Origin of the sequence: Enterococcus sp. FDAARGOS_375, assembly GCF_002393265.1 — a bacterium.
In the GTDB taxonomy this organism is placed as follows: domain Bacteria; phylum Bacillota; class Bacilli; order Lactobacillales; family Enterococcaceae; genus Enterococcus_D; species Enterococcus_D innesii.
The window spans coordinates 1,990,973-2,016,778 of sequence record NZ_CP023515.1; the positions used below are offsets into that span (position 1 = coordinate 1,990,973).

General features: G+C 40.7%; 19 protein-coding genes. 9 read left to right on the plus strand and 10 right to left on the minus strand.

Annotated elements, in window-relative coordinates:
• The first annotated feature begins 167 nt into the window (after positions 1–167).
• Both CO692_RS10640 and CO692_RS10645 read left to right on the plus strand, forming a co-directional pair.
• Positions 168–2,531, plus strand: a complete 2,364-nt coding sequence (locus tag CO692_RS10640; protein ID WP_096742232.1) for an HAD-IC family P-type ATPase — start codon at positions 168–170, stop codon at positions 2,529–2,531.
• A gap of 229 nt (positions 2,532–2,760) precedes the next feature.
• On the plus strand, positions 2,761–3,687 hold the full coding sequence (locus CO692_RS10645) for a LacI family DNA-binding transcriptional regulator (RefSeq protein ID WP_185946527.1): 927 nt from the start codon (positions 2,761–2,763) through the stop codon (positions 3,685–3,687).
• A 414-nt stretch (positions 3,688–4,101) separates the two neighbouring features.
• Here CO692_RS10645 and CO692_RS10650 read toward each other — a convergent pair whose 3' ends face one another.
• The gene (locus CO692_RS10650) at positions 4,102–4,290 is read right to left on the minus strand and encodes a hypothetical protein (RefSeq protein ID WP_081119023.1); all 189 of its coding nucleotides are present in this window, start codon (positions 4,288–4,290) and stop codon (positions 4,102–4,104) included.
• Between the two features lie 926 nt (positions 4,291–5,216).
• Between CO692_RS10650 and CO692_RS10660 the strand changes: the two genes are divergently transcribed.
• The 4 genes from CO692_RS10660 to CO692_RS10675 all read left to right on the plus strand — a co-directional run bounded on the left by CO692_RS10660 (position 5,217) and on the right by CO692_RS10675 (position 8,280).
• A complete protein-coding gene (locus tag CO692_RS10660) occupies positions 5,217–5,741 on the plus strand; it encodes a hypothetical protein (RefSeq protein WP_096742234.1) in 525 nt (174 codons plus the stop codon).
• 243 nt (positions 5,742–5,984) lie between these two features.
• Positions 5,985–7,292 (plus strand): DUF3440 domain-containing protein, encoded by a 1,308-nt coding sequence (locus tag CO692_RS10665; protein ID WP_096742235.1) that lies wholly within the window; start codon positions 5,985–5,987, stop codon positions 7,290–7,292.
• A gap of 36 nt (positions 7,293–7,328) precedes the next feature.
• Positions 7,329–7,820 carry a hypothetical protein gene (locus tag CO692_RS10670; RefSeq protein ID WP_096742236.1) on the plus strand — a complete coding sequence of 164 codons (492 nt, stop codon included), beginning with the start codon at positions 7,329–7,331 and terminating at the stop codon, positions 7,818–7,820.
• Positions 7,747–8,280, plus strand: a complete 534-nt coding sequence (locus CO692_RS10675) for an IbrB-like domain-containing protein (protein ID WP_086293997.1) — start codon at positions 7,747–7,749, stop codon at positions 8,278–8,280. Before CO692_RS10670 ends, CO692_RS10675 begins: the two co-directional genes overlap by 74 nt.
• 37 nt (positions 8,281–8,317) lie before the next feature.
• Here the strand turns inward: CO692_RS10675 and CO692_RS17680 are convergent, their stop codons facing one another.
• The 4 genes from CO692_RS17680 to CO692_RS10690 all read right to left on the minus strand — a co-directional run bounded on the left by CO692_RS17680 (position 8,318) and on the right by CO692_RS10690 (position 12,811).
• Positions 8,318–8,470, minus strand: a complete 153-nt coding sequence (locus CO692_RS17680) for a hypothetical protein (protein ID WP_175632043.1) — start codon at positions 8,468–8,470, stop codon at positions 8,318–8,320.
• 500 nt (positions 8,471–8,970) lie between these two features.
• Positions 8,971–9,837, minus strand: a complete 867-nt coding sequence (locus CO692_RS10680; RefSeq protein WP_096742237.1) for a LysR family transcriptional regulator — start codon at positions 9,835–9,837, stop codon at positions 8,971–8,973.
• Positions 9,838–10,256: 419 nt separating this feature from the next.
• Positions 10,257–11,768 carry a helix-turn-helix domain-containing protein gene (locus tag CO692_RS10685; RefSeq protein WP_096742238.1) on the minus strand — a complete coding sequence of 504 codons (1,512 nt, stop codon included), beginning with the start codon at positions 11,766–11,768 and terminating at the stop codon, positions 10,257–10,259.
• Between the two features lie 467 nt (positions 11,769–12,235).
• Positions 12,236–12,811, minus strand: a complete 576-nt coding sequence (locus tag CO692_RS10690) for a recombinase family protein (RefSeq protein ID WP_096742239.1) — start codon at positions 12,809–12,811, stop codon at positions 12,236–12,238.
• Positions 12,812–13,217: 406 nt separating this feature from the next.
• Between CO692_RS10690 and CO692_RS10695 the strand changes: the two genes are divergently transcribed.
• A complete protein-coding gene (locus tag CO692_RS10695; protein ID WP_096742240.1) occupies positions 13,218–14,708 on the plus strand; it encodes a helix-turn-helix domain-containing protein in 1,491 nt (496 codons plus the stop codon).
• A gap of 211 nt (positions 14,709–14,919) precedes the next feature.
• On the opposite strand, the gene CO692_RS10700 is transcribed toward CO692_RS10695, so the two are convergent.
• Both CO692_RS10700 and CO692_RS10705 read right to left on the minus strand, forming a co-directional pair.
• Positions 14,920–15,123 (minus strand): hypothetical protein, encoded by a 204-nt coding sequence (locus tag CO692_RS10700; protein ID WP_077453641.1) that lies wholly within the window; start codon positions 15,121–15,123, stop codon positions 14,920–14,922.
• Positions 15,124–15,482: 359 nt separating this feature from the next.
• Positions 15,483–16,970, minus strand: coding sequence for a helix-turn-helix domain-containing protein (locus CO692_RS10705; protein WP_096742241.1), 1,488 nt, complete (start codon positions 16,968–16,970; stop codon positions 15,483–15,485).
• 398 nt (positions 16,971–17,368) lie between these two features.
• Between CO692_RS10705 and CO692_RS10710 the strand changes: the two genes are divergently transcribed.
• Complete coding sequence (locus CO692_RS10710) at positions 17,369–17,752, plus strand: DUF7006 family protein (RefSeq protein ID WP_096742242.1); 384 nt, start codon at positions 17,369–17,371, stop codon at positions 17,750–17,752.
• Between the two features lie 135 nt (positions 17,753–17,887).
• Here the strand turns inward: CO692_RS10710 and CO692_RS10715 are convergent, their stop codons facing one another.
• Positions 17,888–19,396: a helix-turn-helix domain-containing protein gene (locus tag CO692_RS10715; protein ID WP_096742243.1), complete on the minus strand. Its 1,509-nt coding sequence runs from the start codon at positions 19,394–19,396 to the stop codon at positions 17,888–17,890.
• 199 nt (positions 19,397–19,595) lie between these two features.
• Between CO692_RS10715 and CO692_RS10720 the strand changes: the two genes are divergently transcribed.
• A complete protein-coding gene (locus CO692_RS10720) occupies positions 19,596–21,977 on the plus strand; it encodes a VWA domain-containing protein (RefSeq protein WP_096742244.1) in 2,382 nt (793 codons plus the stop codon).
• Between the two features lie 239 nt (positions 21,978–22,216).
• Here the strand turns inward: CO692_RS10720 and CO692_RS10725 are convergent, their stop codons facing one another.
• Together CO692_RS10725 and CO692_RS10730 are read right to left on the minus strand one after the other, a co-directional pair.
• The gene (locus tag CO692_RS10725; protein ID WP_096742245.1) at positions 22,217–24,001 is read right to left on the minus strand and encodes an ABC transporter ATP-binding protein; all 1,785 of its coding nucleotides are present in this window, start codon (positions 23,999–24,001) and stop codon (positions 22,217–22,219) included.
• Complete coding sequence (locus CO692_RS10730) at positions 23,994–25,727, minus strand: ABC transporter ATP-binding protein (RefSeq protein ID WP_096742246.1); 1,734 nt, start codon at positions 25,725–25,727, stop codon at positions 23,994–23,996. Before CO692_RS10730 ends, CO692_RS10725 begins: the two co-directional genes overlap by 8 nt.
• Between the last annotated feature and the right edge of the window lie 79 nt (positions 25,728–25,806).

A 25,806-nucleotide genomic window follows, 5' to 3' on the forward strand; every position in this document is an offset into this window, starting at 1 on the left:
TTAAACAGTACTTGTTTTTTTACAGAAAAAAAGCGGGGAGTCGATGACGTATCTTACGCAATCGACGCCAATTGGTTTTATAGAAAAAACACAAAACCATTCCCAAGTCTGATGCAAGTTTGCTGAATATTCAGCAAAATAAAAGTAAATGACTAAGAATAGAAAGGGTGAGGATCATCGAAAACAACCAAACCATTGGCTTGACGTCAGGAGAAGTCAAGGTGCGGGTGCAGCGCGGTCAAGTCAATAAGACAAAAAAGGATACGACGAATACGTACCCGAAAATCCTTTTTACCAATATCTTTACCTTTTTCAATTTAATCAACTGTGTCTTATTCTTTCTCGTCTGTTTGACGGGTTCTTATCAAAACGGCTTATTTGTCTTTGTTGTCTTCAGCAATGTGATCATCAATCTCTTTCAAGAAGTTCGTTCCAAACGAACGCTGGATAAGCTGGCATTGCTAAAAGTTGCCAAAGCCGATGTTTATCGGGATGGCAAGCTGGAGAACTTGCCGATCTACAAACTCGTAATGGATGATGTGTTACGATTGAAAAGCGGGGATCAAGTGCCGACGGATGCCAAAGTCATTCAAGGATCTTTAGAAGTCAATGAATCCTTGCTGACTGGTGAAATGGATACGATCTACAAGCAGCCAGCAGACGAGTTGTTTTCTGGCAGTTTTATCACTGCTGGCGAAGCGTTATGCCAAGTGATCCACGTAGGCGCTGACAACTATATCGCAAAAATCAACAAAGAAGCCAAAACCATCAAACGACAAAAATACTTGATCCAAGGCAGTTTGAATAAAATCATTCGTTGGATCAGCTTGATTTTGGTGCCGTTATGTACCCTCTTATTCGTCAAGCAGTTCTATTTCTCTCATGCGGCTTTCAACACAGCCATTTTACGGACGGTGGCGGCAGCTGTGGGGATGTTTCCCGAAGGTTTGTTTTTATTGACGAGTGTCACATTGACCATCAGTGCTGTCTATCTGGCGCGCAAAAAAGTGATGGTGCAGGAATTGAACTGCATTGATGCCTTAGCACGGGTCGATGTGCTTTGCTTAGATAAAACCGGTACGATCACCGAAGGCAAGATGACGGTGGAAAAGACGATTTCCTTTCAATCGGAAACACCGCTGGCAGAAATCACCGGCAACTTAATGGCGCAGCTACCCGATCAGAACCCAACAGCAATGGCGCTGCGGACCTTTTTCCCAGAAAAAACAACGTACCGGATGCAGCAAGTCGTCCCCTTTTCATCTGATCGTAAATTCAGTTGCGTCACGTTTGAAGGACAAGGCACTTATTTCATCGGAGCTGCGTCGATTTTACTAGGAACCAACCATGAAGCTGTCTTAAAACAGGAAAGGCAGCTGGCAGAAGAAGGCTACCGAGTGATCGTTTTGGCTCACAGTACGCAAGGCTATGAGGAGGCAGGACTGCCGACGGATATTGAACCGCTGGGCTTTTATTTACTGTCAGACACGATTCGTGAAGATGCCAAAGAAACCTTGGAGTATTTTCGTTCACAGGCAATCCAATGCAAGATCATCTCTGGCGATGATCCAGTGACAGTCAGTCAAATCGCGAAAAAAGTCAATCTACCGGGGGCGGCTGATTTTATCGATGTGTCAAAATTAACTGCAGCCGAATTAAAAGAAGTTGTCAGCAACTATCAGATTTTTGGTCGAGTGACGCCTCAGCAAAAGAAAGAAATGGTACTCTTCTTGAAAGAACAAGGGCATACTGTCGCGATGACTGGCGATGGCGTCAACGATGTTTTGGCGCTAAAAGAAGCCGATTGTTCCATCGCGATGGCTTCTGGCGTCGATGCTGCGCGTCAAGTATCAAATTTGGTTCTTTTGGAAAATCAATTTGATGCTTTGCCATCAGTCATGGACGAAGGCCGCCGAGTGATCAATAACATTACCCGCTCAGGTTCATTGGTGCTAGTGCAAGTCTTATTCTCCATCATGATCACCATGGGGACGTTGTTATCAGGAACGACCTATCCTTTTGAGCCGATCCAATTAACGATCATCAATGCCTGCTTTGTCGGCATTCCGACCTTCTTTTTAAACTTTGAACCAGACTTCAATCGGATCAAAGGGGACTTTATGACGACGATTTTCAAAAATGCTTTTCCAACAGCCTTGTCGATTACGGTAGGAACTTTGCTGATCATCAACTTTGGCTATTGGTTCAACAGCAGCAGTAAAGCTCTATCGATCATGAGCATTATTTTTACTGCTTGGAACTATCGCTTGATCCAGAAAAAAGTCTATCCAGCGATCAACAGCTATCGAACGATGATTTTTTTCAGCACTCAGATCTTGTACTTTGCTGCTTTGATCGTCGGTCGCGACCTCTTTAACCTAGGCAATACTAGCTATCTCAACCTCATTCTCTTGATTGCCTTGTTGAATTTTTCCGCCTACATGCAACGCTTTGCGGATAAGGGCATCGAGCTGCTGATGCGAAGATATACGAAGAAACGTAAAAGCTTGTCAAAAGAAATGATTCAGTAAATGGTAGGAAAAACTGATTGCTTAAGCAGCTCTTATAGCGTGCTAGGCAGTCAGTTTTTGTTTTTAAATAAATTTTTATTTAAAAGGAGTTTGTCTCTTGCTATGAAACTCGTTTCATACCTTACAATCAACCAAGGGACCTTTTCAGAAAATTTGTCGAAAGTGGTACAACTAATTTTCTATGGTAGACTTAGGTCACTAGCAAAACAATCAGATAGGAATGAAAGAAATGGCAACGATTCGCGATATAGCAAAAATTACTGGTTTTTCGATCACGACAGTTTCTCGTGTGATCAATGGCCATCCTTATGTTGATGAGCAAAAGCGAGCAGCGATTTTGGCGGTGATGGAAGAGCTGGATTACAAACCGAATAAAATCGCCCAAAAACTTAGCTCGGGGAAAACCTATAATATTGGAGTCATCGTACCGTTTGTCAATCACGCCTTCTTTGATGGGATCTTAAATGGCATTATGGAAGAAGCCTTTGCCAAAAAATACAAAGTGACGTTATTGCCGACCAATTTTGATCGAAAATTGGAATTAGAGTATCTAGAAGAATTCGCTGCAAAGGGATTTGATGGCTTGATCGTCATCACTCGGGCAAATCATATCGAGACGTTTTATCCCTACATGGAAAAAGGACCGATTGTTTTTTGTGAAAATTCGACCGGTACTGCCGTTCCTTTTGTTGCGATCGACTTGGTCGGCTCTGTGACAGCCAGTATCAATTATTTGAAGGAACAAGGCGTAAAGCGCTTGGGGTTGACCTTAGGGCGCAGCAAACGCCTCAGCTGCAATTCAGTCAACACCATCGCAAAAGCCAAGGAGCTGTTTCCTAATTTTTCTGAAGCAGATATTTATTGGGATTGCATCAAAGCACAAGATGGGATTCCCGCAGCCGCCTTTTTTAAGGAACGAGGAATCGATGGGGTGATCACAAATGGGGACGAGATCGCAGCGATGATCTTAAATCAATACCCTCACGGGACAGCACCCATCGTGATTGGACAAGAAAACCTCCTCATCAGTCAAATGCTGCACTTTCCTTCCGTTGAGTTTCATCTGGATCAGTGCGGCAAAGAAGCCTTTCGCTTATTTCAAGAAAGAAAACAAGAGCAGATCATTCTGCCTTACGAACTTATCATTCGTGAATAATCATCGTTATAAAAAGAACACACCTTTTTGCCGAGAGGTGTGTTCTTGCCTGCTTTTTAAAGGGAATTTGTAGAGATAAAATAAAAAAATAAAGAAAAAATCAATTTTGAATGCTTGCTTTTCACAGAGTAAAGGGCTACCATTGGTCTGTGGCTTTTTCGCCACAAAAATAGGAAACGTATCAGACAAGAGTACTTGGGGAAGATTCTCTTGGGGGAAGCCTGATACGTTTCCTTTTGTTCATTCTAACACTATTTATATATAAAGTAGAGAGATATTGAGTAGATAAATAAAAATACTAATGTAATTGATGAATAGGAAAAAGCCAATCATTCAAAAGGCGAATTTTAGATCGTTTTCCTATAACATGTTGGAGGGCAAATGGCTCCCCATGTTTTGGTTAATAAAAGAGCATCAACTAACTAATTGTGTTGTACCAACAAGAAAATTACATAGCTTGGCAACACCAGTTTCAGCTGTTTCTTTGATTAGAACAGTTGCAGTATTTTCGTAAACATGAATCACACTAACTTCTTGTAAACCGGTAAAGCCAATAACATTTGCCTGATAGTTTTGACCAGGGAACACTTGGTATTTTTCCATGTTTTTATCTCCTTCATTAATCTTATTTCAAAAGAATAATAATTAAAATTTAAGAAAAAGTAAAGTGAAACGATTTTTCATTCAAAAATACAGTCCTTTGGCGTTTGTTTCGAGCAGATTCAAGCTTTTTCTGCAATTTTCCATTGTTTTTTTCAATAAATATGCGGTGAATTGTTGAACATTATTCAAGAAAATATGCCTCTTACTTAAGGGAGTGTTCACAGATTTTAGCTAAACGACAGGGCGAGAGCAGCAGTTGAATTGTTTGTTTTGTGACGGTTTGGGGCTTATAATAAAGATAGGAAGAAGGATCGGCGTCACCACTTCCTAAATCAATTGAAAAGGGCGTGCAAGTTATGGAAAACGTATACCGAAATAACTTTGTCAAAAGAACTGTTCAACTGATGTTTGCACCAAAAAAAATCAGAAAGCGTCCGCCAGAACAATGGATCAAAATGCCTACCAGCCGAGGTATTCGGAGAAAGGACGCGTGATCCAGCATCTCGCAACTATGCGTGAAATAGTCTTTAAAGAGAAAAGAAATGCAGGAAGTTCCGAAGACGGGACTTCCTTTTTTATGTCATTGAAATAGGGTGCTTATCGAAAAAGCAGTTGTCAACACGTTCTCTTGTGGAGGACCACTTTCGGAAGAGGATACAAAAGGAAGCTTGCGAGAGCCCAATAGACGAATGAAAGAAATCAATAGATGTGTTAGTGGATAAAGAATCAAGATGGTTCTTCCTAACTGTTTTTCCAAAAAGAATGATATTCGAAAAGACGTTAGTCTATCTGTATGAGCAGAATTGATGATTGATGTAAGAAGAGGGAATCCAAAAGCCACTTTTTTCATACTTGAATTCTGTTAAAATACATATATAGGTTCAAACATGAAAAATAATCTGATAATTTTTAAAGAAGGTGAAAGCATGGACTACCTAGAAATCGCAGGTCATTTCCAGACAACATCCTTTGATCCCCAACCGTTTGTGCAAATGGCGATCGATGATCGAAAGATAAGAGAGAGGCTAGTGGAGAATATCGTTGATGGTCAAAATCATATCAATGAGTATTTTAATAGTTATTTGATCATTAAAGAAGTAGCCGTTAAAAACCCTGAGTTGATTTATGATGAGTGGGAACGGATCTGGGCGTTGCATACCCATAAAAACTCCTATCATCGGTGGATCGCCCACGATTTGATCACGCAACTTCTGGTGATCGATCATGAAGACAAGTTTGAAGCAATCAAGCAAGAATATGTACTACTGCCTAAAGAAGAAAAAATTAGCAATTTCTTGAAGATGATTGAAAATATCAAGGAAGCCAGTCGACACAAAGACCTTCAGCATGAAAAGAAACGCTTGCTTACGGATCAAGTATGGCTTTCAAACTTCAATGAAAAACAAATGAAGCGTATTGATAAAGTCCTCCAAACTCTTTTGACCGAATGAATCAAGAAAAGCAATTGAACTTGTTTCAGAAGGGGGGCTTGCTGTTTTCCCCCACTTTTTTTTCTTGATTACTGGGAATAGTCGGGAGGAATGAGGAGCATGCTGCAATGATAGTTACCAATTAGTTGCATGTATCGCATGCAAAATCTCCCTTAAGTCCTTGTAAGAAGCCAAGTGAAACTTTATACTAGAATGTAATACTTATTCAAAAATAGGACAAATAAAATGAGGACATGAGCTTTTATGAAGAAATATTGTAAGGAAAATGTGCTGGAAGCGGCGATGAATCGTCTGGAATATATTTTTGATACGTTTCCCCATGTGTACTTTTCGTTCAGTGGCGGAAAAGACAGTGGTGCTATGATCCAGTTGGCCGATCAAGTCGCCCGACAAAAAAAGAAAACCTTCGATCTGCTGATTTTAGATATAGAGGCAAATTATGATGCTACACGAGTATTCATGGAAAAAATCAAAGCGTTACCAAGTATCAATCAAACTTACCATTTTTGCTTACCCTTTTACGAGGACAACAATACCAGCGTATTTCAGCCACAATGGCTGATGTGGGATGAACAAGAACGGGAGAAGTGGGTACAGCCAATGCCAAAAGATGCGATTTCACTTGGTGATTTAGATGAATCATTGATGGAGATTTATCAGAGTGCAAATATGAATCCTGATAAGTTCTTGCGAAACTTTGCTCATTGGTACGCAAGTCACCATGGCTTTGAGCCCGTTGCTTGCGGTGTAGGTATTCGGACACAAGAAAGTCTGTATCGGTATCGATCAATCACATCGCCAAAGTATAACTTTCGGAAGCAATGCTGGATCAAACGGCAAGTAGCAGATTCAATGGTTGTCAATTTTTACCCCATCTATGATTGGAAAACCGAAGATGTCTGGGGAGCTTATACTCGTTTTGACTGGCCGATCAATGGCTTTTATGAAAAGTTGTATGATCATGGCGTTCCGATCCATCAAATGCGGATCTGTCAGCCTTACGGCATGCAGCAACGAAAAGGCTTGTACCAATATGCTTTGATGGAACCGGAAACGTGGGAGCGCGTCGTAAATCGTGTGTCAGGAGCCAATTTTGGTCGCTTGTATGCCCAGACAGGATTGCTGGCGCATTACAATACGAGAAAACCCAGTCATATGACTTGGCAAGAGTATGCGGTCTTTTTACTGGAATCAATTGGACTTTATTCAAAGAAATTACAGGATCATTATTACCGCAAAATCACGATTTTGATTGATCATTATCGAGAAAAGCACGGAATCGAAGTGGAAGACATTCCCGATGTGACCAAACGTAAGGAGTGGCTAAAAAACGAAGTACTCTGGCATGACTGGAAAGGGATCGCTCGTGCGTTAGAAAAAAATGATTTTTCCTTGAGCACGCGACAATACAGTTTGACGAAAAAAGATGAGTCTGAATTGTATGAGTTGGCGGTGGATTTTGGGGCGGCGCTGGGGATCGAGCATTTACCCAAGTATCAGTTGAAAAAATTGAATGCCAAATACGAGTATCTAACGAAAAAAATCACCTAACGATGGACGAATGGGTCCGTAGAGAGGAAGGGTTTTGTGAACGAACGATTGGTTTTATTTTTCCCACCGTATAAGAAAAGCCAATTCTATCAATTGATGGGAGCTTTCTTTGCAGAGCGAGTGTATCAGCAACAATTTCCGTACTTAGTCAATGATGAGAACTGTTACTGGTACGTGATTCTTGATGATGAAAAACGAGTGACCGCTTTTTCTTATTATGAAAAAGGCACCAACAAAGTGGAGCTAGGGGAATTTTATGAAAAAGATCCATCTGCTCAATTTAAAAAGTTTCTTTTACGGAAAATGTTGGTGGATATCACCCGCAACTACCCAGAAGCAGAGATTCTCGCTTCTACTAACCAGCCTAGTGAAATTACCCTTTTGGAGTCAAAAGGGTTTGCGGTCTATCGACAAACAAAAAATTATTCATTTCTAAAAAGGAGTGTAGTCCCTCATGAGCGATATCGATTTTCCAGTGTTAGCGGCGAAACTGATCCCAGTCAGCAAGATTCACGCGAATACGTATAATCCCAACACCGTGGCTGCTCCAGAAATGGATTTGTTGGAACTGTCGATTCGAGAAGATGGCTTTACGCAACCATTGGTTTGTTACCACGATAAAGAGCAAGACCAGTATATTTTGATTGATGGGTTTCATCGGTATATCGTAGCAAAAGAGCGCTTGGCGTTGCCAAGCGTTCCGGTCACGGTGATCGATAAGCCTTTTGAGAATCGCATCGCTTCAACGATTCGTCACAATCGGGCCCGCGGTACCCATGGCATCGAGAAGATGGGGAATATCGTGCAGCAATTGGTCGCTAATGACTGGACGGATGAACGAATTGCCAAGGAATTAGGGATGGATCGCGAAGAAGTTTTCCGCTTTAAACAACGCTCAGGATTAAAAAGCGCCTTTTCCAACCATGAATTCAGCAAGTCTTGGATTGAGTTTGAAAAAAGATATTACAAAGGAAAAAAAGAAACCTAGAAGAGCAAAAAAGCTATCTAAGGAAGATAGCAATTGATCAATAATTTTTTTTGAATTTTGTATAGGTGTTTTTTACAACGATCACGATCAGATTGACCACCATCGACAAACAAAGTGTCCCTAAGAGAATGGCTAGGATCACACCTAATGTGTCTCTTAGAAAGCTGAAGATCGCTTCAACGATAAACATGGTTTTCTCCTCCTTTTCTCAGCGTCTATCTTTTCAGACAATTGCAAAAATAGGCTCGTTTTTCAATAGCTACCTGCTACTGAAAAATACAGTCGAGCGGTTTACACGTCCAGCGTTTTTGTTCATTGTGTCTTTCCGAAGTAGAGTATACTTTGGAAAGGACAAAAGAGAGTTTCTGTATTTTACAATCGGTGAAAAATTCTGAAATTTAAGAGTAGCCTTTCTTTTCAGATTCTTATCAATGGTATGAATAATCGTATCAATTTGTATAAAAAAAGTAAAATGATAACAAAGATTAAAATTGAGGAAAAGCTATGATTTCATCATTTTATGAGAGTCAGAAATATCCAAAACCTTGCTGTAAAACGTCTTTGATTCCATTAGACATTGTACAGCTTGTTTCTTTTCTACAGTGATGATCCTTTCAAAATAACTACACTTGTTTCTAGAAAAAGCAAACGTGCATAAAAAGTCAATGATACATAATCTCCTTTGGATAACTAGAGCAGACGTTTTTTTAATTCAAAGACAAATTCTTTTGTAATACTGGGAGAATGCATTAGGGATTTTTTTGAAAGCAATCCGATCGACATACTAGTATTTGCTAAAGGATTCGCTAAGATTTTTATTTCAGCGCGGGTCTGATCAACGATAGAGCGAGGCACTAAACTGCAATAACCAGTTTGTTCGATCAAGTAAGGAATCGTACTAATATTGTTGACATATTCCCAATGGATCGATGGCACGCAACTGGCAAGATAGCTTTCAACTTTTTTATGTGCTAGGCTGTCATCGTTAAAACGATAGAAGTGGCAGCCTTCGAAATCAGTTAGTTTATTGATCGTTAACGGGTTGTGGATCGATGTGATGCAGCAAAGCTCTTCTTGGAACAATTCTTCGTAAACAAAATTTCCCTCGTGAGGAAGTGAGCATAGTGCGACATCAATAAGATTTTCTTTTACTGCCTTGGCTAATTCCATTGTGGTTCCCACAAGAATCTCGAATTTCACTTTTGGGTATTGCTGAGCAAACATATGGAGCAGTTCTGGCAAAATGGAAATGTCATAGGGCTGAACGATCCCCATCCGTATAGATGAGTCGATCGTACTTGAAGCGTTGTGCAACTGTTCTTTTACCTGCTCCCATTGGGCGATCAGTCCAGGGACTTCCTGCTTCAACAATTCGCCTTCCAATGTTAGTACATTGCTTTTCCCTTCTAAAAATAACGCCACTTCTAACTCTGTTTCTAACTTTTTGATATGATTGGTAACCGTTGATTGGGCATAGTTTAGTTTGGCAGCAGCCTTCGTAAAAGTCCCTTCTTCGACGATCGTTTTAAAGGATTGCAGCTCTTTGATAAAATCCACATTTGTTCCCCTTTCTTTTCTCAAATTATACAAAAAAAGGAAAGTGAAATAATTTCTTTTTTTTATCGTAAATCAAAAAAATAGATATAAAAGTTCTTTCAAATATGTGTAGTATTCAGGGGTAAGTCTTTTTATTTTTGGTGACCGTTACTATAACGAATCCTAGAAATAAGTGAGAGGTTGTTTCCATTAAAAAAGGCAGGCGATGGAACCAGCGACTACTTAGATGGCTTCTAGTGATGAGATACCAGGAGCAACACATCGTTAAGTTACTGATAAAAAGGAATGTGAGGAACCGGGTTTTTGCTTTTCCTGTAGGCAAAACGCAAGCGAAGAGGGGGCAGCAGCACTTGCTTCTTGAACTTCCAAATGAAAGAAGGAAACTGGCGGCTGGCTTTAGTAAAGAGCCGTCAGTTTCCTTACGGAAAATAATCGGGGATGATCTTTGGCTGAACCAATTGTTCAATCGTTTTATGAACGATCATCCAGTCAGATAGACTTGGTACATTCGAAATTCGCAATTGCTGAAAGTGGGGATTACTTTTCAAGTGTAAGTCAAAATTGCTGACAATCAAATCAATTTCCTGATGGATCAATTCATGGGTATCAGGAGTCACTTCGAAAAAGTAACTGACTTCAGTCTGATCATTTTTGAATAGCTCCGCTGATGCGGCTAAGAAAGCATCTAATCCAGCGCCACCTTGAAAAGCAAAGGCCACTTTACGTTGCTTTTTTTGCGGAGTACTAGGTGCCAGTTCGCTTAATAAGGTCAATGTAACTGCGATATGCCCCAAGTGAGTAAAGGAGAAGAAGGAGCTTTGGTCATTGAATTGTTTCAACCACTTATTCCAAGCGAGGTACTCTGTCTTAAAGGTCGATTCAACAAAGGTTTTGATTTGTGGATCAGCAAATTCATAATTGGTAGAAATCATCGATAACAAGCGGAGGTTCACTAAATAAGAGATGATTTTCTGAGAGACTGCAGAGGAAATAGGTTGTTGGCCTTTTTTTAAAAACAGACCAATTTCCGCAATGATTTCCGGTTTCTCTGTATGGTGAAAAATATATTTGGCTGCATCTTCTTCAGTAACATCCAATGTACTATAAGACAGACAGTGGAGTGTAGTGAGGAAGAGCCAAAGTAGTTCTTGTTTTGGTAAGTGAATGATCCGGTATTTTTTTAAATAATACTCGATCAATACGTGCGAGAAAATGCTAAAGCGTTCTTTTTCCAATAGGTTCCGCTCTAAAGAAGGCGGCAAGTTCAAAAAGTAAGAATAGCGCCATCTGCGTTTGGCGATACTTAACCACAGGGCCAGTCGATAATGACTGTAATGTAACTCTTTCTTGTTGGCTTCCTTGGCTTTTTGGACCAGAAGACGTGCATCCGCCGGGCTATCTTTATCTAAAATCGTGCTGTCACCATAAGCGGAGAAAAAGACAAACAGACAAAAACGAATATCGGCTTCAGTACCAATAAAGTCAAGTTGATTCGTAGCGATCGTCACAGAATAGGTTTGTAAAGACTTGTTCATGTAGCTGATGGTTCGCAACAAGTGACTACGAGAATAGCCAAATTCGATCGTTGCTCGATGAATGGAGTATTTTTTGTTATCAATGATACTCGACATGATTTTAAACTCGAGTGTTTCCATACTTAAAAGCTGAATCGCTAAATTGATTGAGGCATTTGGTGCATACTTGATTGAAACGATGTTACTTTCAGAAAAGTTGATTTTAATCAGTTCTTCTGGCAAGCTATCGCTTAAAACATTGAGTTCTTTCGTGATTGTCGGCATAGATAGACCCAGCAAGGTTGCCAATTCTTGTGGATGATAACCGGTTGGTGCTGCATTTAGCATCTGTAAAATTTTTACTTGACGGGAAAATGACTTGTCTCGATGCAAATTGATTGATAAATTTTCTAACATTGATATCACCACCTCTTTTAAAATCTTATGGAAGCAATCAGTGCTGAATGTAAATTACGTTGGTTTTAAGTAGATTATATAATACTCTACGTCAATCAAGAAGCTTTATCCTTTGAAACTTAATAGAACCAGATTTAACAAGCGCTACTTATACGTAAAACACCCTTCAATTAACGAATAAATGCCTTTCGAAAAGAACGGGGCCTGTTTCGGTGCATCTTAGCTTAGGTTCGGGAGAGGACAAATCATCGGAAGTTCCTCTAGAAAAGAGAGCAAAAGAAAAAGCAATGAAGAAGAATAAAGGAAACAATCTGCTAGACGAAAAAAAGCACCGGACGAAGAACTGTAAGTGTCCCTCAAAGCTAACTTAAGATGTTATCTTTGAAGGATCAAACTAATCAGCAAGATCCGTCTTGTGCTTTTTGTTACGGGGAATCTAGGGTCATTAGCAAAACCAGAGTACCTATTCATGAAAGGAGGTTGTCGTTTTCTAAACGAAGATAGCGATAGAAAGTTGATCGTTTTATTCCAGTTTGGGCACAAATATCAACGACAGTTCGACCTTCCTTCTGATAAAGATTCAGGGCGTACTGAATCAGTTTAGGGTCGATTCGTGGACGCCCACCAATATTTCCTCTGGCTCTAGCAGAATCTAGCCCTTCTTTGGTTCGCTCCACAATAATGTCTCGTTCAAATTGGCTGAAGGCTTGGAAAACCGTCATCATCAGTTTTCCTTGAGGGGTCTGTGTATCAAAATTTTCTTTGATACTAATCACTTTTACTCCTTTTCTTTCGAAAAAATAGACGAGATCAATCAAGTCTTTGGTGCTCCGACCAAGCCGTGAAAAGCTTTCAATAATAATTTTGTCATTTTCTTTCACTCGCTTTTTTAGTTTGTTTAATTCCGGTCGATTTGTGCGAATGCCGCTAATTTTTTCAGTATAAATTTTGTGGCATTCATATCGTTCAAGCAAGTCTAGTTGACGAGAAAGATCCTGCTGTCTTGTAGATACGCGAGCGTATCCATAAACCATATTTGACATACAATTTCCTCCATTTAAAAATAAGTCTACCTAGAGAATACCTCGTTTGTTCACTTAAGTATACAACCTAAAACCAACGTATTATGAATAAAAGAAATAGGGTAGTTTTTTTCTGTAAGCAAATAATGTACTATAGAGAGGAAACCTGCGGCGTTGAACGAGGTAGTTCTCGGTCGCTATGGAAACAACGCTTGAGATGTTAGGAAACACAGTGATTCAGGAAATTGTCTGAATAAGGTAGATAAACCTATAAGAGCTCCGTTTGACTCCTTTCGATGCAACAGATTCTGAAAGTTACACACTGGGGCAACACCTTTTTCGAGGCATGTGTTAGCCAATCATTTTTAGAGTTAAGACATTTTGAAAGAAAATCGTTAGACAAACTATCGCTTACAAGGAGGGGAACATGAGAGAATTGCAGTTAAGTTTTATACTGAACAAAACGACCGTTCGCTGGCTTCAAATTTTAAATGCGTTTGAGCGTGAACGTACTTGTTCAATCGCAAGCTTTGCGAACAAACTTGATGTAACTCAACGGACGATCAGCTCTGATATCAAGGAATTGAAAGCCTATTTGCAGGATGCAGCCAAGTTTGTGCATGTGGCTAATGGTTATCATTTTATGGAAACGAACCCGAAAGTATACTTGACCAAAAAAAGAGCGCTAGTTGCAAAAGAAGGTATGTATCAAATTTTAGAAGCAATCTTTCATGGTGAACTTTGTTCTGTTGAAGAGTGGGCACAGCGCTTGTATGTATCAGAAAGCACGATGCGGCGTTATTTGAATAGTGCTTCACTCACGTTGAGAAAGTATGGTTTAGAGTTGGTGCTACAACCAGTTAATTTGAGTGGAGCAGAAGCGAATATTCGTAAATTTTTCAAAGATTTTTATTATGAATCAGATGTTACTCCTCATACTCTGCTTCCACCTAAAGAGCTGATTGCGGTAGTCAGTGAGACGTTTTCAGATGTGCCAACTGATGTGGTGAACACGGGTGTTGCTCCTAGTGATTTTTATTATAGTTTGTATATTACAATCAAGCGTTATCAGTCTGGAAAGACCATCCAACTTCCTACTCATTTGGCTGAGATAGTCAAAGACCACACGGCATTTACCGTAATGAAAGACTTAGCACCTAAAATCGAAGCCCTTTACCAGGTAAGACTACCACAAGAAGAATTGGTGTGGCTTTATCTAGTCACGGTGATGAAGCGTACATTGACTGAGCCCGTAAAAGAACAGCAGTTCATTGCATCGTTTGCACTTTATCCTGAACTACAGGCGCTAAGTCAACACTTTGTTCAAGAATGGGGCATCCCATTTAATGATCTCCAACTAATCGAGACGATGATTCACGCCTTTTTGTTATCTAAGAAAATCAATGATCAACTAGCGCCCATTTTGAATCGCTTGCTGACGGAAGTAAAAAATGAGCCCCTAAAGCATAGCTCCGTCGCCTATCAAAAAAATCTTGTATTTTTGAAGCAGAATCAAGCAATTCTTGGGGTCAGTAAGGAGTACCTGTCTGATATCTGTGCAGCGCTTACCTTGTATAGTGAGGCGCTCAAGGAACTCTATTATCAAAAGGTCAACCGAATCGCATTGACATTAGAAGGCGACCTTTACACCTGTCACGCTATCCGCGCACGCTTTTTGCGCTATGTTGGCAATGATCATTACGTGTTTTTCCCAAAAATCAATGAATTGACGACTGCCTATTTGAAGGAAAATGCTATCGATCTCGTAGTAACGAATTATAGTGAATACCTATCAGAGTTCATCTTATCCACGGACTATCTCTTACTTAAAACAATCCCGGATCATCAAGATTGGCTAAGAGTGATTGAAAAAATCGATCCTCAGTTGGGGCAAGCATTAAGTGCAACCCCAAGCTAAGTCAAGTGTATACTTTGAATGCAATCAGTGAAGCTATTGTTAGCAGAAATGCTCATGAAAGCAGAATACCTATTAAGCTAAAAAGCCACAACCGTTGAGAAAAATGGTTGTGGCTTTTTCTCTTAATAAGCAAGGAAGGAATTTCCTTCACTCCTCTTAATAAAAAAAGATGGACGCTACTGCGATGAAGTAGCTTGATCTACGAAAACTCTTACTGTTCATTTGCCAGTTTAGCAAAAATCGCTTCAAAGGATTTGAATGTGTCATTATCTAGTTGGCAAAGCCACAAAAGGTAGCTTTTTTCTTTAAAAGTCCACTCTATTGAAGGGTAAGAGGCAATTAAGGCATGGTATTTCTCCCGTTGTTCACTGGTAGCTAATAGCCACCGCTTCTCAAAAATTTGCTTATCTTCCATATAGCTTTCCCCCAAAAAGAAACGTTGCCTGAAACTTCACTAACGGGCAACGTAAATCTAATGATACGCAGATCTCTAATTATTATACCAAGGAAAAATGAATTTTTTTAGAAGATGTGCCAGATTCTGATTATTTTTTTTGTAGTAAGCACATTCTCATATGAAGGGAGCAATTAATCTGAAAGGGCAGTGATTTTGAAGCTACAGAGAGTCTTTGATTGGTTTGTCCTTTTCTTTCCGAAGAGTGCCAAGCAACTTCACTAAACAACACAAAGCTTAGTCATATGACACGAGAAGTCTCTTTGCAAAATTATAGAAACCTGAATATTTACAGGAAGAGCCTATGATCATTCATAAACTTACACATTGTCTAATACAACCAAACGCAAGATTCGTGGATTGATTTGCTTAAGTAGTCGATTCCAATCGGTAGCGTCAGGAAATGACTTCAACAACACGCATTCCACTTCAAGCAAAAACTCTGTGGTGTATTCGGAATAGTTGGTGACCAGTAGATCGATGCTCTTTTCTTGGAGATATTCTGGCGATAATTCGCCGGCGTCAGGATAATAAAGCGTATGAAAAGGTTCCAAGTATTTTCGGATGATACTTTCCGCATATTCACAAGCATACTCATTTCCTTCGAAAATGATCGCGATCGTTCGTTGCCGCCCCCAATTTTCTTCTTTGATCGCTTCCATATGCAGCGTCAGACTGACGCAAATATCATCTAGGTAAGTCGGATCGTAGAATCGTTTGACAAGTTCGTGATGGCTTAAAAAAAATTGGTTTTTTTGGTATTCATCAGTGAATTTTTCCTTGACGAATTGCGTTAAATCATCGATGGCGACATTCATTGTTGGAGAGAGTAGCTCTCTTAATTTCAGTCGGATGAAAAAGCTCTCTAACCATACTAAGTCCTTACTTTCATCAAATGATGAGCCACGATTTTCTTTATAAAAGTCATGGGCTAGTTGTTTGATTTCCGGCCATTGTTCGCAAACAAGCTCACTTGTTAGTAGGGCAGGTTGGTTGATTTTTTGCCGACAAATCAGACAGATAAATAAAAAGATGACTTCTTCTTCAGGAAACGTACAATCAAAGAAACGTTCAATAATGGCATGTAAAGATTCTAATTGAAAAAATGGCTTGCTTTGGTCGTAAAAGTTTTTCAGCTCTGTAGAAAGATGGACCTGTAAGCCATTTTTGTTGCGTTCAATAGCGATATAGAGAATATAAGAGAAATAGGAAAAGGCGGAAGCCAGTTGGGTTTTATCCTGCCAGCATCGAGTTATTTCTATCACAGTATTTTGCACGTCAATCGAGGGGAACAGTGTGTTTACGTTAATCGCTGATTCATAATAAAAAACAAAAAAGAACTGGCGAACGTTGATTTCCGAACCAATCAATACGACGGGATTTGTGGCGATTTGCAAGTGAAAAGGTGCTAAGTAAGTATTGATTTTTTTAAAGTAATTCAACAGTGCTTGCTCGGATAAGTTTAATGCGAGACTCCAATCAAGTAAAGAATACTTTTCGTTGAAAAAAAAGCTTTCTAGCAGTTGAAAAATGGGTTCGTCTTTGACAAGAAGCTGTTTTTGCTTTAAATAACCGTCGGGATCAATTTCTTCAATGGAATAACCAAATTTTGTTGAGTGAATCGCAAGAGAATCTTTGAAGAACTCGCGGAGCGTTTGAATATCAGTGATTAGGGTTCGCTTGCTGCTTTGGGTGATCGTTGCTAAGCTTTTTAAGCTATAAGTATCGTTTTTTTCAAATTCACTCAGTAACTGTATTTTTCGAATCAATGATCGATTTCTGAAAAACTTTAATTGAAATTTTTTCATGAAAACCTCTCCTCTAAAAATAGGTGGTAGGTGAAAAAGGGCTTTTTTTTGTTGCTTTACATATGAAATTTCGTCTCTTTCTCTGACTGAATAAAAGATGAAGGAACATCATTCTAGTGAAAAATTTCACCGGCTGGTGAAATTTATTATTTTTTTTCACGGACATTTGACGCTATAGTAATCATATAAATCGTTTCTTGAGCCAATCGCTAGTAAAAAAGGCAGGATTTTTATCGAAACTAAGAGCCAGTGCATGTTAACCAAGTTTTTTGCTTTAGAAGTTAGTCATAAAATGTTCGCTCTAAAGGTAAATACGTAAAATGGAATGCAATGGTTGAAAATAGAGGAAACTTAGTAAAAATGTTTTCTATGAAAGCAAGAACAAAGGAGAAGAAGGTATGCAGGCGAGAAAAATATACAATGCAACAGACTATTTGGCATATTTCCAAAAAGAACTCAATCAAAGAGAGGTGTTTCAACACTTTCCTAAAATATATGTATATTTCCAAGAACTTTCGGAAACGTTTCTAGCTGTATTTAATAAAAAGTACGAGAATCTTTTTGTTCAGTGGGCCAAACTATTAGCGATCGATGCGCAACTTCAAATTTTATTAGAGCTTTGCAATCATGGGAAAGATGACTTAGTCACTGATCTAGGCCTAACTGAAGAAGAGATCATTGCCAAGATTCGGAAAGAGCATCGCTTTTTCTATCGTGAAATCACAGGACTGAAAGTCACTCAAAAACCCAAAGTCGGTTTGATTTATATGAGTGAAGAATAATCATCTTTCTGTTCGTCAAGAACTTCATTTTTGTATTCACGAAATAAATTGCGAGAAACAACTAACGGCTAAGTAGCTTTTGAGGAAGCTACTTAGCCGTTTTTGGGCTGATTTTAGGAAGTATCCAATCCTGGGCTATTTTCGCAATACGCCCTCGATGGCTTGGTGGATCGCTAATAGGTCTGGCAAGGTGATCTGTGCATTGATCAATATTACCGGTATTTCTGCCGATGTTGCGGTCAATGGTGATGTACTGATACAAAGATCATAATCATCGTCTTCAAAGTGATCCCGCAGATCGAGGTTATAGAAACCTTGAAAAGGCGTTTGGATCAACTCCTTAATTGCTAAAGAAAGTGCGAAAGGCAGGTCCGTTTCTAACTTGATTCGAATGACTTGCTGAAAGCGAGCTGGAGGTAAAATCAGCGTCCAGGCTGTTGCTACATACAAAGCCAGTCCTTTGCGTTTTTCCAAATCCTCGTGATAGACTTTTAGATAAGCTAGCAATTGTTCGGAATGCAGTTGCAAATTCGGAAAATGTTCGGTAAGGAACTGAGCTGTGTTATAGCCCGCTAGCGTATGAACAGTTTCGCCAAACAGTTCGACGGATAATATCCCATTCAGGATCGTATTCAAAATGACTTGTTTACGTGGTTGGGAAATGACCATCTTTTCAGCTGGCGAAGTCATTGAAGCCAGTGCTTTTTGAATCGTAGTAAATTGCTGGTCACTCGTTTTTTTCGAAGGAAAATAACAATTCAGTTGCTCCTCTGGAAACGTTCGCTCTAGATTGGACATCAGCCACAAAAAGCAAAACTGACATTCTTTTTCATTCAGAAAAAAGTGAGTCATTAACTCCTGTGACAGTTGGGTAAAAATCGGTGTTTCTGGATTCGTTGATTGTTGAAATAAGGTTAAGTCTAAGCCCTTTAATGGTGGTTGGAGCTGTAACTTTTCTTCGGCAATCGTTTGACCTTGGCGGAAACGCAAACAGATTACGGCTAGTATATAGGTCGTCTGTTTCAATTCAATCGTGTTAAAAGGTATGTGATTGTTGCGATAGAAAGCTCGAGCGATTTCCTCACATTTGCTTTGAGAGAGATGATTGAAAGGCCAATCAACACCTGAAAAAGTACGCCAAAAGAAGGCGACCATAAAATAGCGAATGCGCGCTTCATCACCATCCAGCTGTACATTTCCTTTGGATTTTTTTAATGTAAAGCCTAAAGGTGCCAAGAGGTTCTCCAGTTCATAGACTCTTTTGCGCACAGTAGACTCCGAGAAAAAATAATCGTTAGCAAATTGAACCACATTAATCTCATTATGCAGGAGCAATGTTTCTAATAATTGAAAAAAAGGATTCTTTGCTAGTAGTTGTCGTAGCAGATGTTTATAGTCTGTTTTGTTTCCGTTAAATTTATATCCAGCTCCGTGTTTGGCCAGTAAGATGGGGTGTTTTTCCTCGGCATTTTGCTCAAGCTGTTTTGTTAACGCTATGAAACTTTTTTGGATTGAGCGTCGATCAAGAGCAAGGGTGGCACTGATTTCTTCAATTGGGACAAAACGTTTTTGTAAATACAAGAAACGCAATAAATCGAGGTCTTTTTTCAGACTACTCCCAAAAAAAGTGTAGAATCGTTCCATCAAAGGACCTCCTATCTCCTTACACTATTGATGATTCATCTTCATCATAGCATAAAAAAGGATATTTTTTTGCATAGGAAATTGACATTTTTTTGTCTCTTTTCAGGGCTGGGATGCTCTATACTGTGGTCTGGTAAAAGAATAAGCTTTTGCGCTAGCAAACAGGAAGAAATGATTGGAAATAAGAGGAGTGATAGAAATGGAAGAAAAAAAAGGTTGGTTCCAACAAAACAGTCGCTTATTACTGATCCTATGTACTTTTATATTGAGTATGATCAGTGTCAGCGCGAAAGCGGCGACCTATGATTTTGACTATCAGGAGAACCAAGCGGGGCACTACCTTACCCACGGTACGGCTGCTGGAGATACCTACAATTATGATTATGGAAATGCACCTGGAGTCGAGTTTGATAGTGAGAATTATGTCAATTATGATGATCAGGCGTATTTAAAGAAAAGTGTGCAAGAAGTTGCAGGAAATCAAGGATTGTTTGACGTCACCCTTGATGTTAAAGGAAACCAAACGAACAATGCGGTTGATTTAGTTTTAGTAGTCGATTTTTCTTCTTCTATGACTGGAGAAAAATTGAATAATGCGTTGTTAGGCTTGCAACAATTTGGCACGGAATTGGCAGACTCATTAGCAAATGGCTCTATTCGAATCGGGATCGTGGCCTATAATCGCTATGTTTACTCCACGAATGGTTTTTCAACAGATATCAATTACTTAGAACAGTTTCTACGTCAAACCGCAGAGTCCCATTCCGGAACATTTATGCAAAAAGGGTTATTAGAAGGTGAGCGGCTCTTGCTGGAGGAAAGTCGTCCAGAAGCTGAAAAACTTTTTATCCATATTGGTGATAATAGTGCCAATCGTAGCTATCTTCCTGTAGAGGGAGCGACTACCTATCCTAACACGGGGGAGATCACAGACTATAACGGTTATCACACCCAAAGCTATGTCAAAGATTTTCAAACTGATAATTCTGCGTATCATACGACAAGTTCATCTTCTTCGGATCCTCTTGCAATCCCTGTCAGTACTTCGGTAGTGACAGACGCGACTTTAGGCACGATCGTCGCGATCAAGGAAGCGGGCTTTCCAATGTATTCGGTAGCTACTGCTCCGTCTTCTCGCGGGGAATACATTGGTCGAAACTTAGCTACATCATCAGGGAATTATTTAACGATAGATGAAAATCTGGTTGGCTTAGGTTCAGCGTTGACGGAAATCGCAAATAAAATCGATAAGACAATCTCCAGTGGTACGATCACTGACCCAATGGGTGCAGGAATCTTGCTACAAGGTGCAGGTAGTTTCGATTCCGATAACTATCAACTGGTTGGGTGGCGAAAAGATGAACAAGGAACTTGGGTCGAAGCACCTGACCTAGTGGCAAATGTGCAAGTAGCAGAAGCCGATCAAACCATCACTGTCAGCAATCTTGCTTTGGGTGAGAACGAGCGAGTTACATTGACCTATCAAATCCGCCTTGATACTGAAGACTCTTCATTCCAAGGAGAAACCTGGGTTCTATGTAACGGTCGTACCACATTAGTGCCGGAAGTAGACGGAGAAGCAGTAGATTTTCCAATTCCATCGATTAAAGCGCCAGTGGTTTCGATAAATGTCCTTAAGAAGTGGGTCAATGTTTCTGCCGCCGAGATTCCAGAGCAGATCGAATACCAAGTGCAACGAATGACCACCACCTCGGAACAAGGTTGGCAAATTTCCGATCCACTGACCTTGAGCAAGGAAGACGATTTCCAAGTCACCCTCAGTGAGGTTCCTGTTAATGGTCAACAACTCGTGTTACCCAAATACAATAATCAGGGAGAAGACTTCAGTTATACAGTGACGGAAATCAATGTTCCTGAAGACTTTGAAAGTACGGTTACTAACGATGGTGAAACGATTATTCTAACTAATACCAAGAAAGAGACCGAACCAAGCACAACGGAACCAAGCACAACAGAACCAAGCACAACAGAACCAAGCACAACAGAACCAAGCACAACGGAACCAAGCACAACAGAGCCAAGCACAACAGAACCAAGCACAACAGAACCAAGTACAACGGAACCAAGTACGACCGAACCAAGTACAACGGAACCGAGCACGACGGAGCCGAGCACGACGGAGCCAAGTACAACGGAGCCAAGCACAACGGAACCAAGTACAACGGAACCAAGTACAACAGAACCAAGCACAACGGAACCAAGCACAACAGAACCAAGTACGACGGAACCAAGCACAACGGAACCAAGCACAACGGAACCAAGCACAACAGAACCAAGCACAACGGAGCCAAGTACAACGGAACCAAGCACAACAGAACCAAGCACAACGGAACCAAGCACAACAGAACCAAGTACTACCGAATCAAATAATGATCATTCATCAACGAGCCAAACGAGTCAATCCAGTGATCAGGTCGGTGGTTCAGTGACTACCACCACTTCTAGTCAAAATAATGGGGGTGTGCTTCCGCAAACGAATGAAAAACGTGCTGCCTGGTTAGTGGTTTTAGGAACGATCATTGTAAGTGGCGTACTGGCGACAGTTTTTAAAAAGAAATAGCATATTCTCTTGACTATCTTTTTTAAGTCCAGCTAGACATGCGTCTAGCTGGTTTTTAGTTTACCGATTAATTAGTAACAACAATAATCGACTTTCAGAAAATAAATATTTTTTGTAAGTTAATGGAAGTTAGGAAAGAGTTAAATACTGTTTTAAAGAAGAATAGTAGGGAAAGGTGGGGATATACTAAAAATAAAATGACCAAACGTTTTTTATGAGTCGTTTGGTCATTTTTTTCATCAAGCTGTTGCAAACTGGCTGTTATATAGTTGGGCGTAAAGGGAATCTTGTGCCAATAATTCTATATGGGAGCCTTTTTCGACGACGGAGCCGTCTTTCATCACTAGAATCAAGTCAGCGTTTTTGATGGTAGAAAGACGATGGGCGATGATAAAGCTGGTCCGTCCTTGGGTCAAACGATCCATCGCCGTTTGGATCATTTGTTCCGTCCGCGTGTCGACACTGGAGGTGGCTTCATCGAGGATCAGAATCGTTGGGTCTGCTAAAATCGCCCGAGCGATCGTCAACAATTGTTGTTGTCCTTGTGACAGTTCGCTTTCGGAACCAATGACGGTATCGTAACCGTTGGGCAGGGTCCGCACGAAGTGGTCGCATTGGGCGGCTTTGGCGGCAGCCAAGATGTCTTCTCGAGTGGCATCGGGATTGCCATAAGCGATATTTTCAGCGATGGTTCCTTGGAATAGCCACGTATCTTGCAGCACCATACCGAATTTTTTTCGTACTGCTGGTGCCGAAAAGGACATCATGTCTTGATCGTCCAGCAAGATCTTCCCACCATTCAATGGATAAAAGCGCATCAAAAGATTGATCATGGTGGTTTTTCCAGCACCTGTTGGTCCAACGATCGCGACCGTTTGTTTTGGTTTGACGGAAAATTCGACGTTTTCCATCAAGAGTTTTTCCTTTCTGTAGCCAAAGGAGACGTGTTGAAAATCGATTTTTCCTTTGATAGTTTGTGGAACTGGCAGTTGTTGGGTCGCAGTTTCTTCTTCAGGATAATCAAGGATCTCAAAAATTCGTTCGAGAGATGCTAAGGCACTTTGCAAGGTGTTCATAATATAAGAGGCTTGCGTGATCGGTTCAGACACTTGGTTGATGTATTGCAGATAGGCTTGTACGAGACCAATGGATAATTGCCCTTGCAACACCATCAGACCACCAACGATGGCGCTTAAGATAAAGCCGATTTGATTGATAAAGCGCACGAAAGGATCGATAGCTGCACTGACGAACTGTGCTTTTCGAAAGGCTTTAAATTGGGCTTCACTCAATTCCGCCATTTCCGCTTCAACGGCAACTTGTTGGTTGTAGGATTTGATCAGCGGATTTGCGGTATAAAACTCTTCCGCACGACTGCTGACTGCACCTAATGTTTCTTGGTTTTTGGTAAAGTAGCTCAAGTTTTTTCGTGCGAGAACGGTAGTCACAAAAGCACTCAAAAGCAAAATCAGGACCACGCCGATCGTCAGTAATGGGCTGAGATAAAGCATGGCGATCAAGCCGAAGGTAATGCTGATGGTTGCGGTGATCAGCTGCATCAAACCGACTTGTAAGACCTCGGATACTTTATCTAAATCGAGAATCACTCGGCTTAAAATATCGCCAGTATGATGTTTGTCGTAAAAACTGATAGGCAGGCGATTGAATTTGTCACTGATTTGTTTGCGTAAAGTCAAGGTCAGGGTTTCACTGACACTGGCCATCGTATACTCTTGCAGCAAGGAAAAGAGACTGATCAAAAGCCACGTTCCCGCTAAAAGGACGACTGGACCTAAAATACTTTGCCAAAAATCATTGATCTGCCAGCCTTCTTGTTGAAACAAGGCAATCAGATTATCCAGTCCACGCCCCAAGATCAAAGGGGCGATGGACATTAGTAAGGAAAAGAACAAGGCGGAAGCGATAATCAGTAGAAAGCGGGCTTTTTGTTCCATCAGCAAACGCAGCAAACGTCGGCTTGTATGTTTCATGTTTTTTGGGGTATCCATTGGTTGTTTACTCATCCTTCATTCCTCCCATTCCTTGAGATGAGGCAAACTCTTGATAAGTTTGGCAATTGCGTAATAATTCTTCGTGGGTTCCTTTACCGACCATTTTGCCGTTATCCAAGACAATGATTTGATCGGCATTTTTGACGGTCGATACCCGCTGAGCCACGATAATGACGGCGGCATCTTTCGTGTATTCTTTCAATGCACGCCGCAAATTGGCGTCTGTTTGATAATCCAAAGCAGAAAAACTGTCGTCAAAGAAGTAGATTTCTGCTGGCTTTGTCAGCGCTCGGGCAATACTCAGTCGTTGCTTTTGACCGCCAGAGAAATTGCTGCCTTTTTGAGCAACCGGACTTTCATAACCTTCAGGCAAGCCTTCAATAAATGACTTGGCTTGAGCAACTTCAGCGGCTTTTGCCATCGCCTCACGGGTTGCTGGACGATTGCCGAAACGCAAGGTTTCTTGAATCGTGCCGCTAAGCAAGAGCGCTTTTTGCGGGACATAACTAATTTGGTCCCGTAATTCGGCTTGAGAGATCTCTTTGATGTTGCGGCCAAAAAGCGTGATCGAACCAGCAGTCACATCTTTGAAACGCAACAGCGCTTTGGCGATGGTGCTTTTGCCAGAGCCAGTTCCGCCAACGATCGCTGTCGTTTTGCCTCGGTGGATCTCAAAGCTGATATCTTCTAAGACAGGTTCTTCGGCGCCTTCATACGTAAACTGCACGTGATTGAAAGCTGCGATCGTTTCTGACACGGCAGTCTTGTTTAAGGTTTGGTCACCGTCGATCAAATCAATTGGTTCTTCCAAAACTTCTGTGATCCGTTGCAAGGAAGTCAAGCCTTTAGGCACCATCACGATCACCATCGCTGCCATAGTCAAAAACCAGAGACTCAGGATCGTGTATTCGATGATGGCAGTAATACTACCAATAGCAAGGTGGCCCTGCAGACTTTGATAGCCGCCGTAGACAAGGATAGTCGAAATCGAGAGTCCCATTACTAAATTGACGGTCGGATTCAAGACAGCAAAGAGGCGATTGACTTGGATCATGGTTTTCGCATATTCCGTCAGTGTTTGATCTGTCCGTTCTTTTTCGTAAGCAGCTTTGTCGAATGCTCGAATCACCCGAGCGCCAGTAAAGGTTTCTCGTAAGATCCGCATCATTTTATCGACTAGTTTTTGCGTGATTTGTGATAATGGGATCGCTTTGCGAATCACTCCATAAGCGATCATTGAAAAACATAGGATCGCGACGATTGGGACCCAAATCATCCGTAAAGAGACGGTGCCGGTTAGAAAAATTGAAGCAGCGACGATCATTGGGGCTGGCAAAATCATTTGCAGCGCCATCATCAAAATTTGTTGGATGTTGTTGATGTCGCTGGTGGTACGTGCCAGCAAAGTGGGCGTACCATAGCCATCAACAGCGGATACAGAGAGTTCTTGTGTTTTTTTGAAAAGGCGCATCCGCAAAAAATGCCCGAATTTTCCTGAAAGGTGGGCAGATAAATAACTACCGCCTACAGAGACGATCACGGTGCCGATGGCAATGGCAAACATCCACCAGCCATTGTGCCAAATGGCTGTCGTGTCGACTTTCAAGATCCCTTCATCAATGATTTTTGCCAAAAAATACGGCAACAAGAGTGTGCCGAAGGATTGGACCAGCATCAAAAGAAATAAACTGAAAAAGAAGCGTCGTTCTTCTTTATAAAATAACTGTAATTGTTTCATGATTTCCCTCCAAAAATGTCGTTCTATGGTAGAATAAACTGTAACGTTACGTTACAGTCAAGCAAGGAGTGAAATTTTT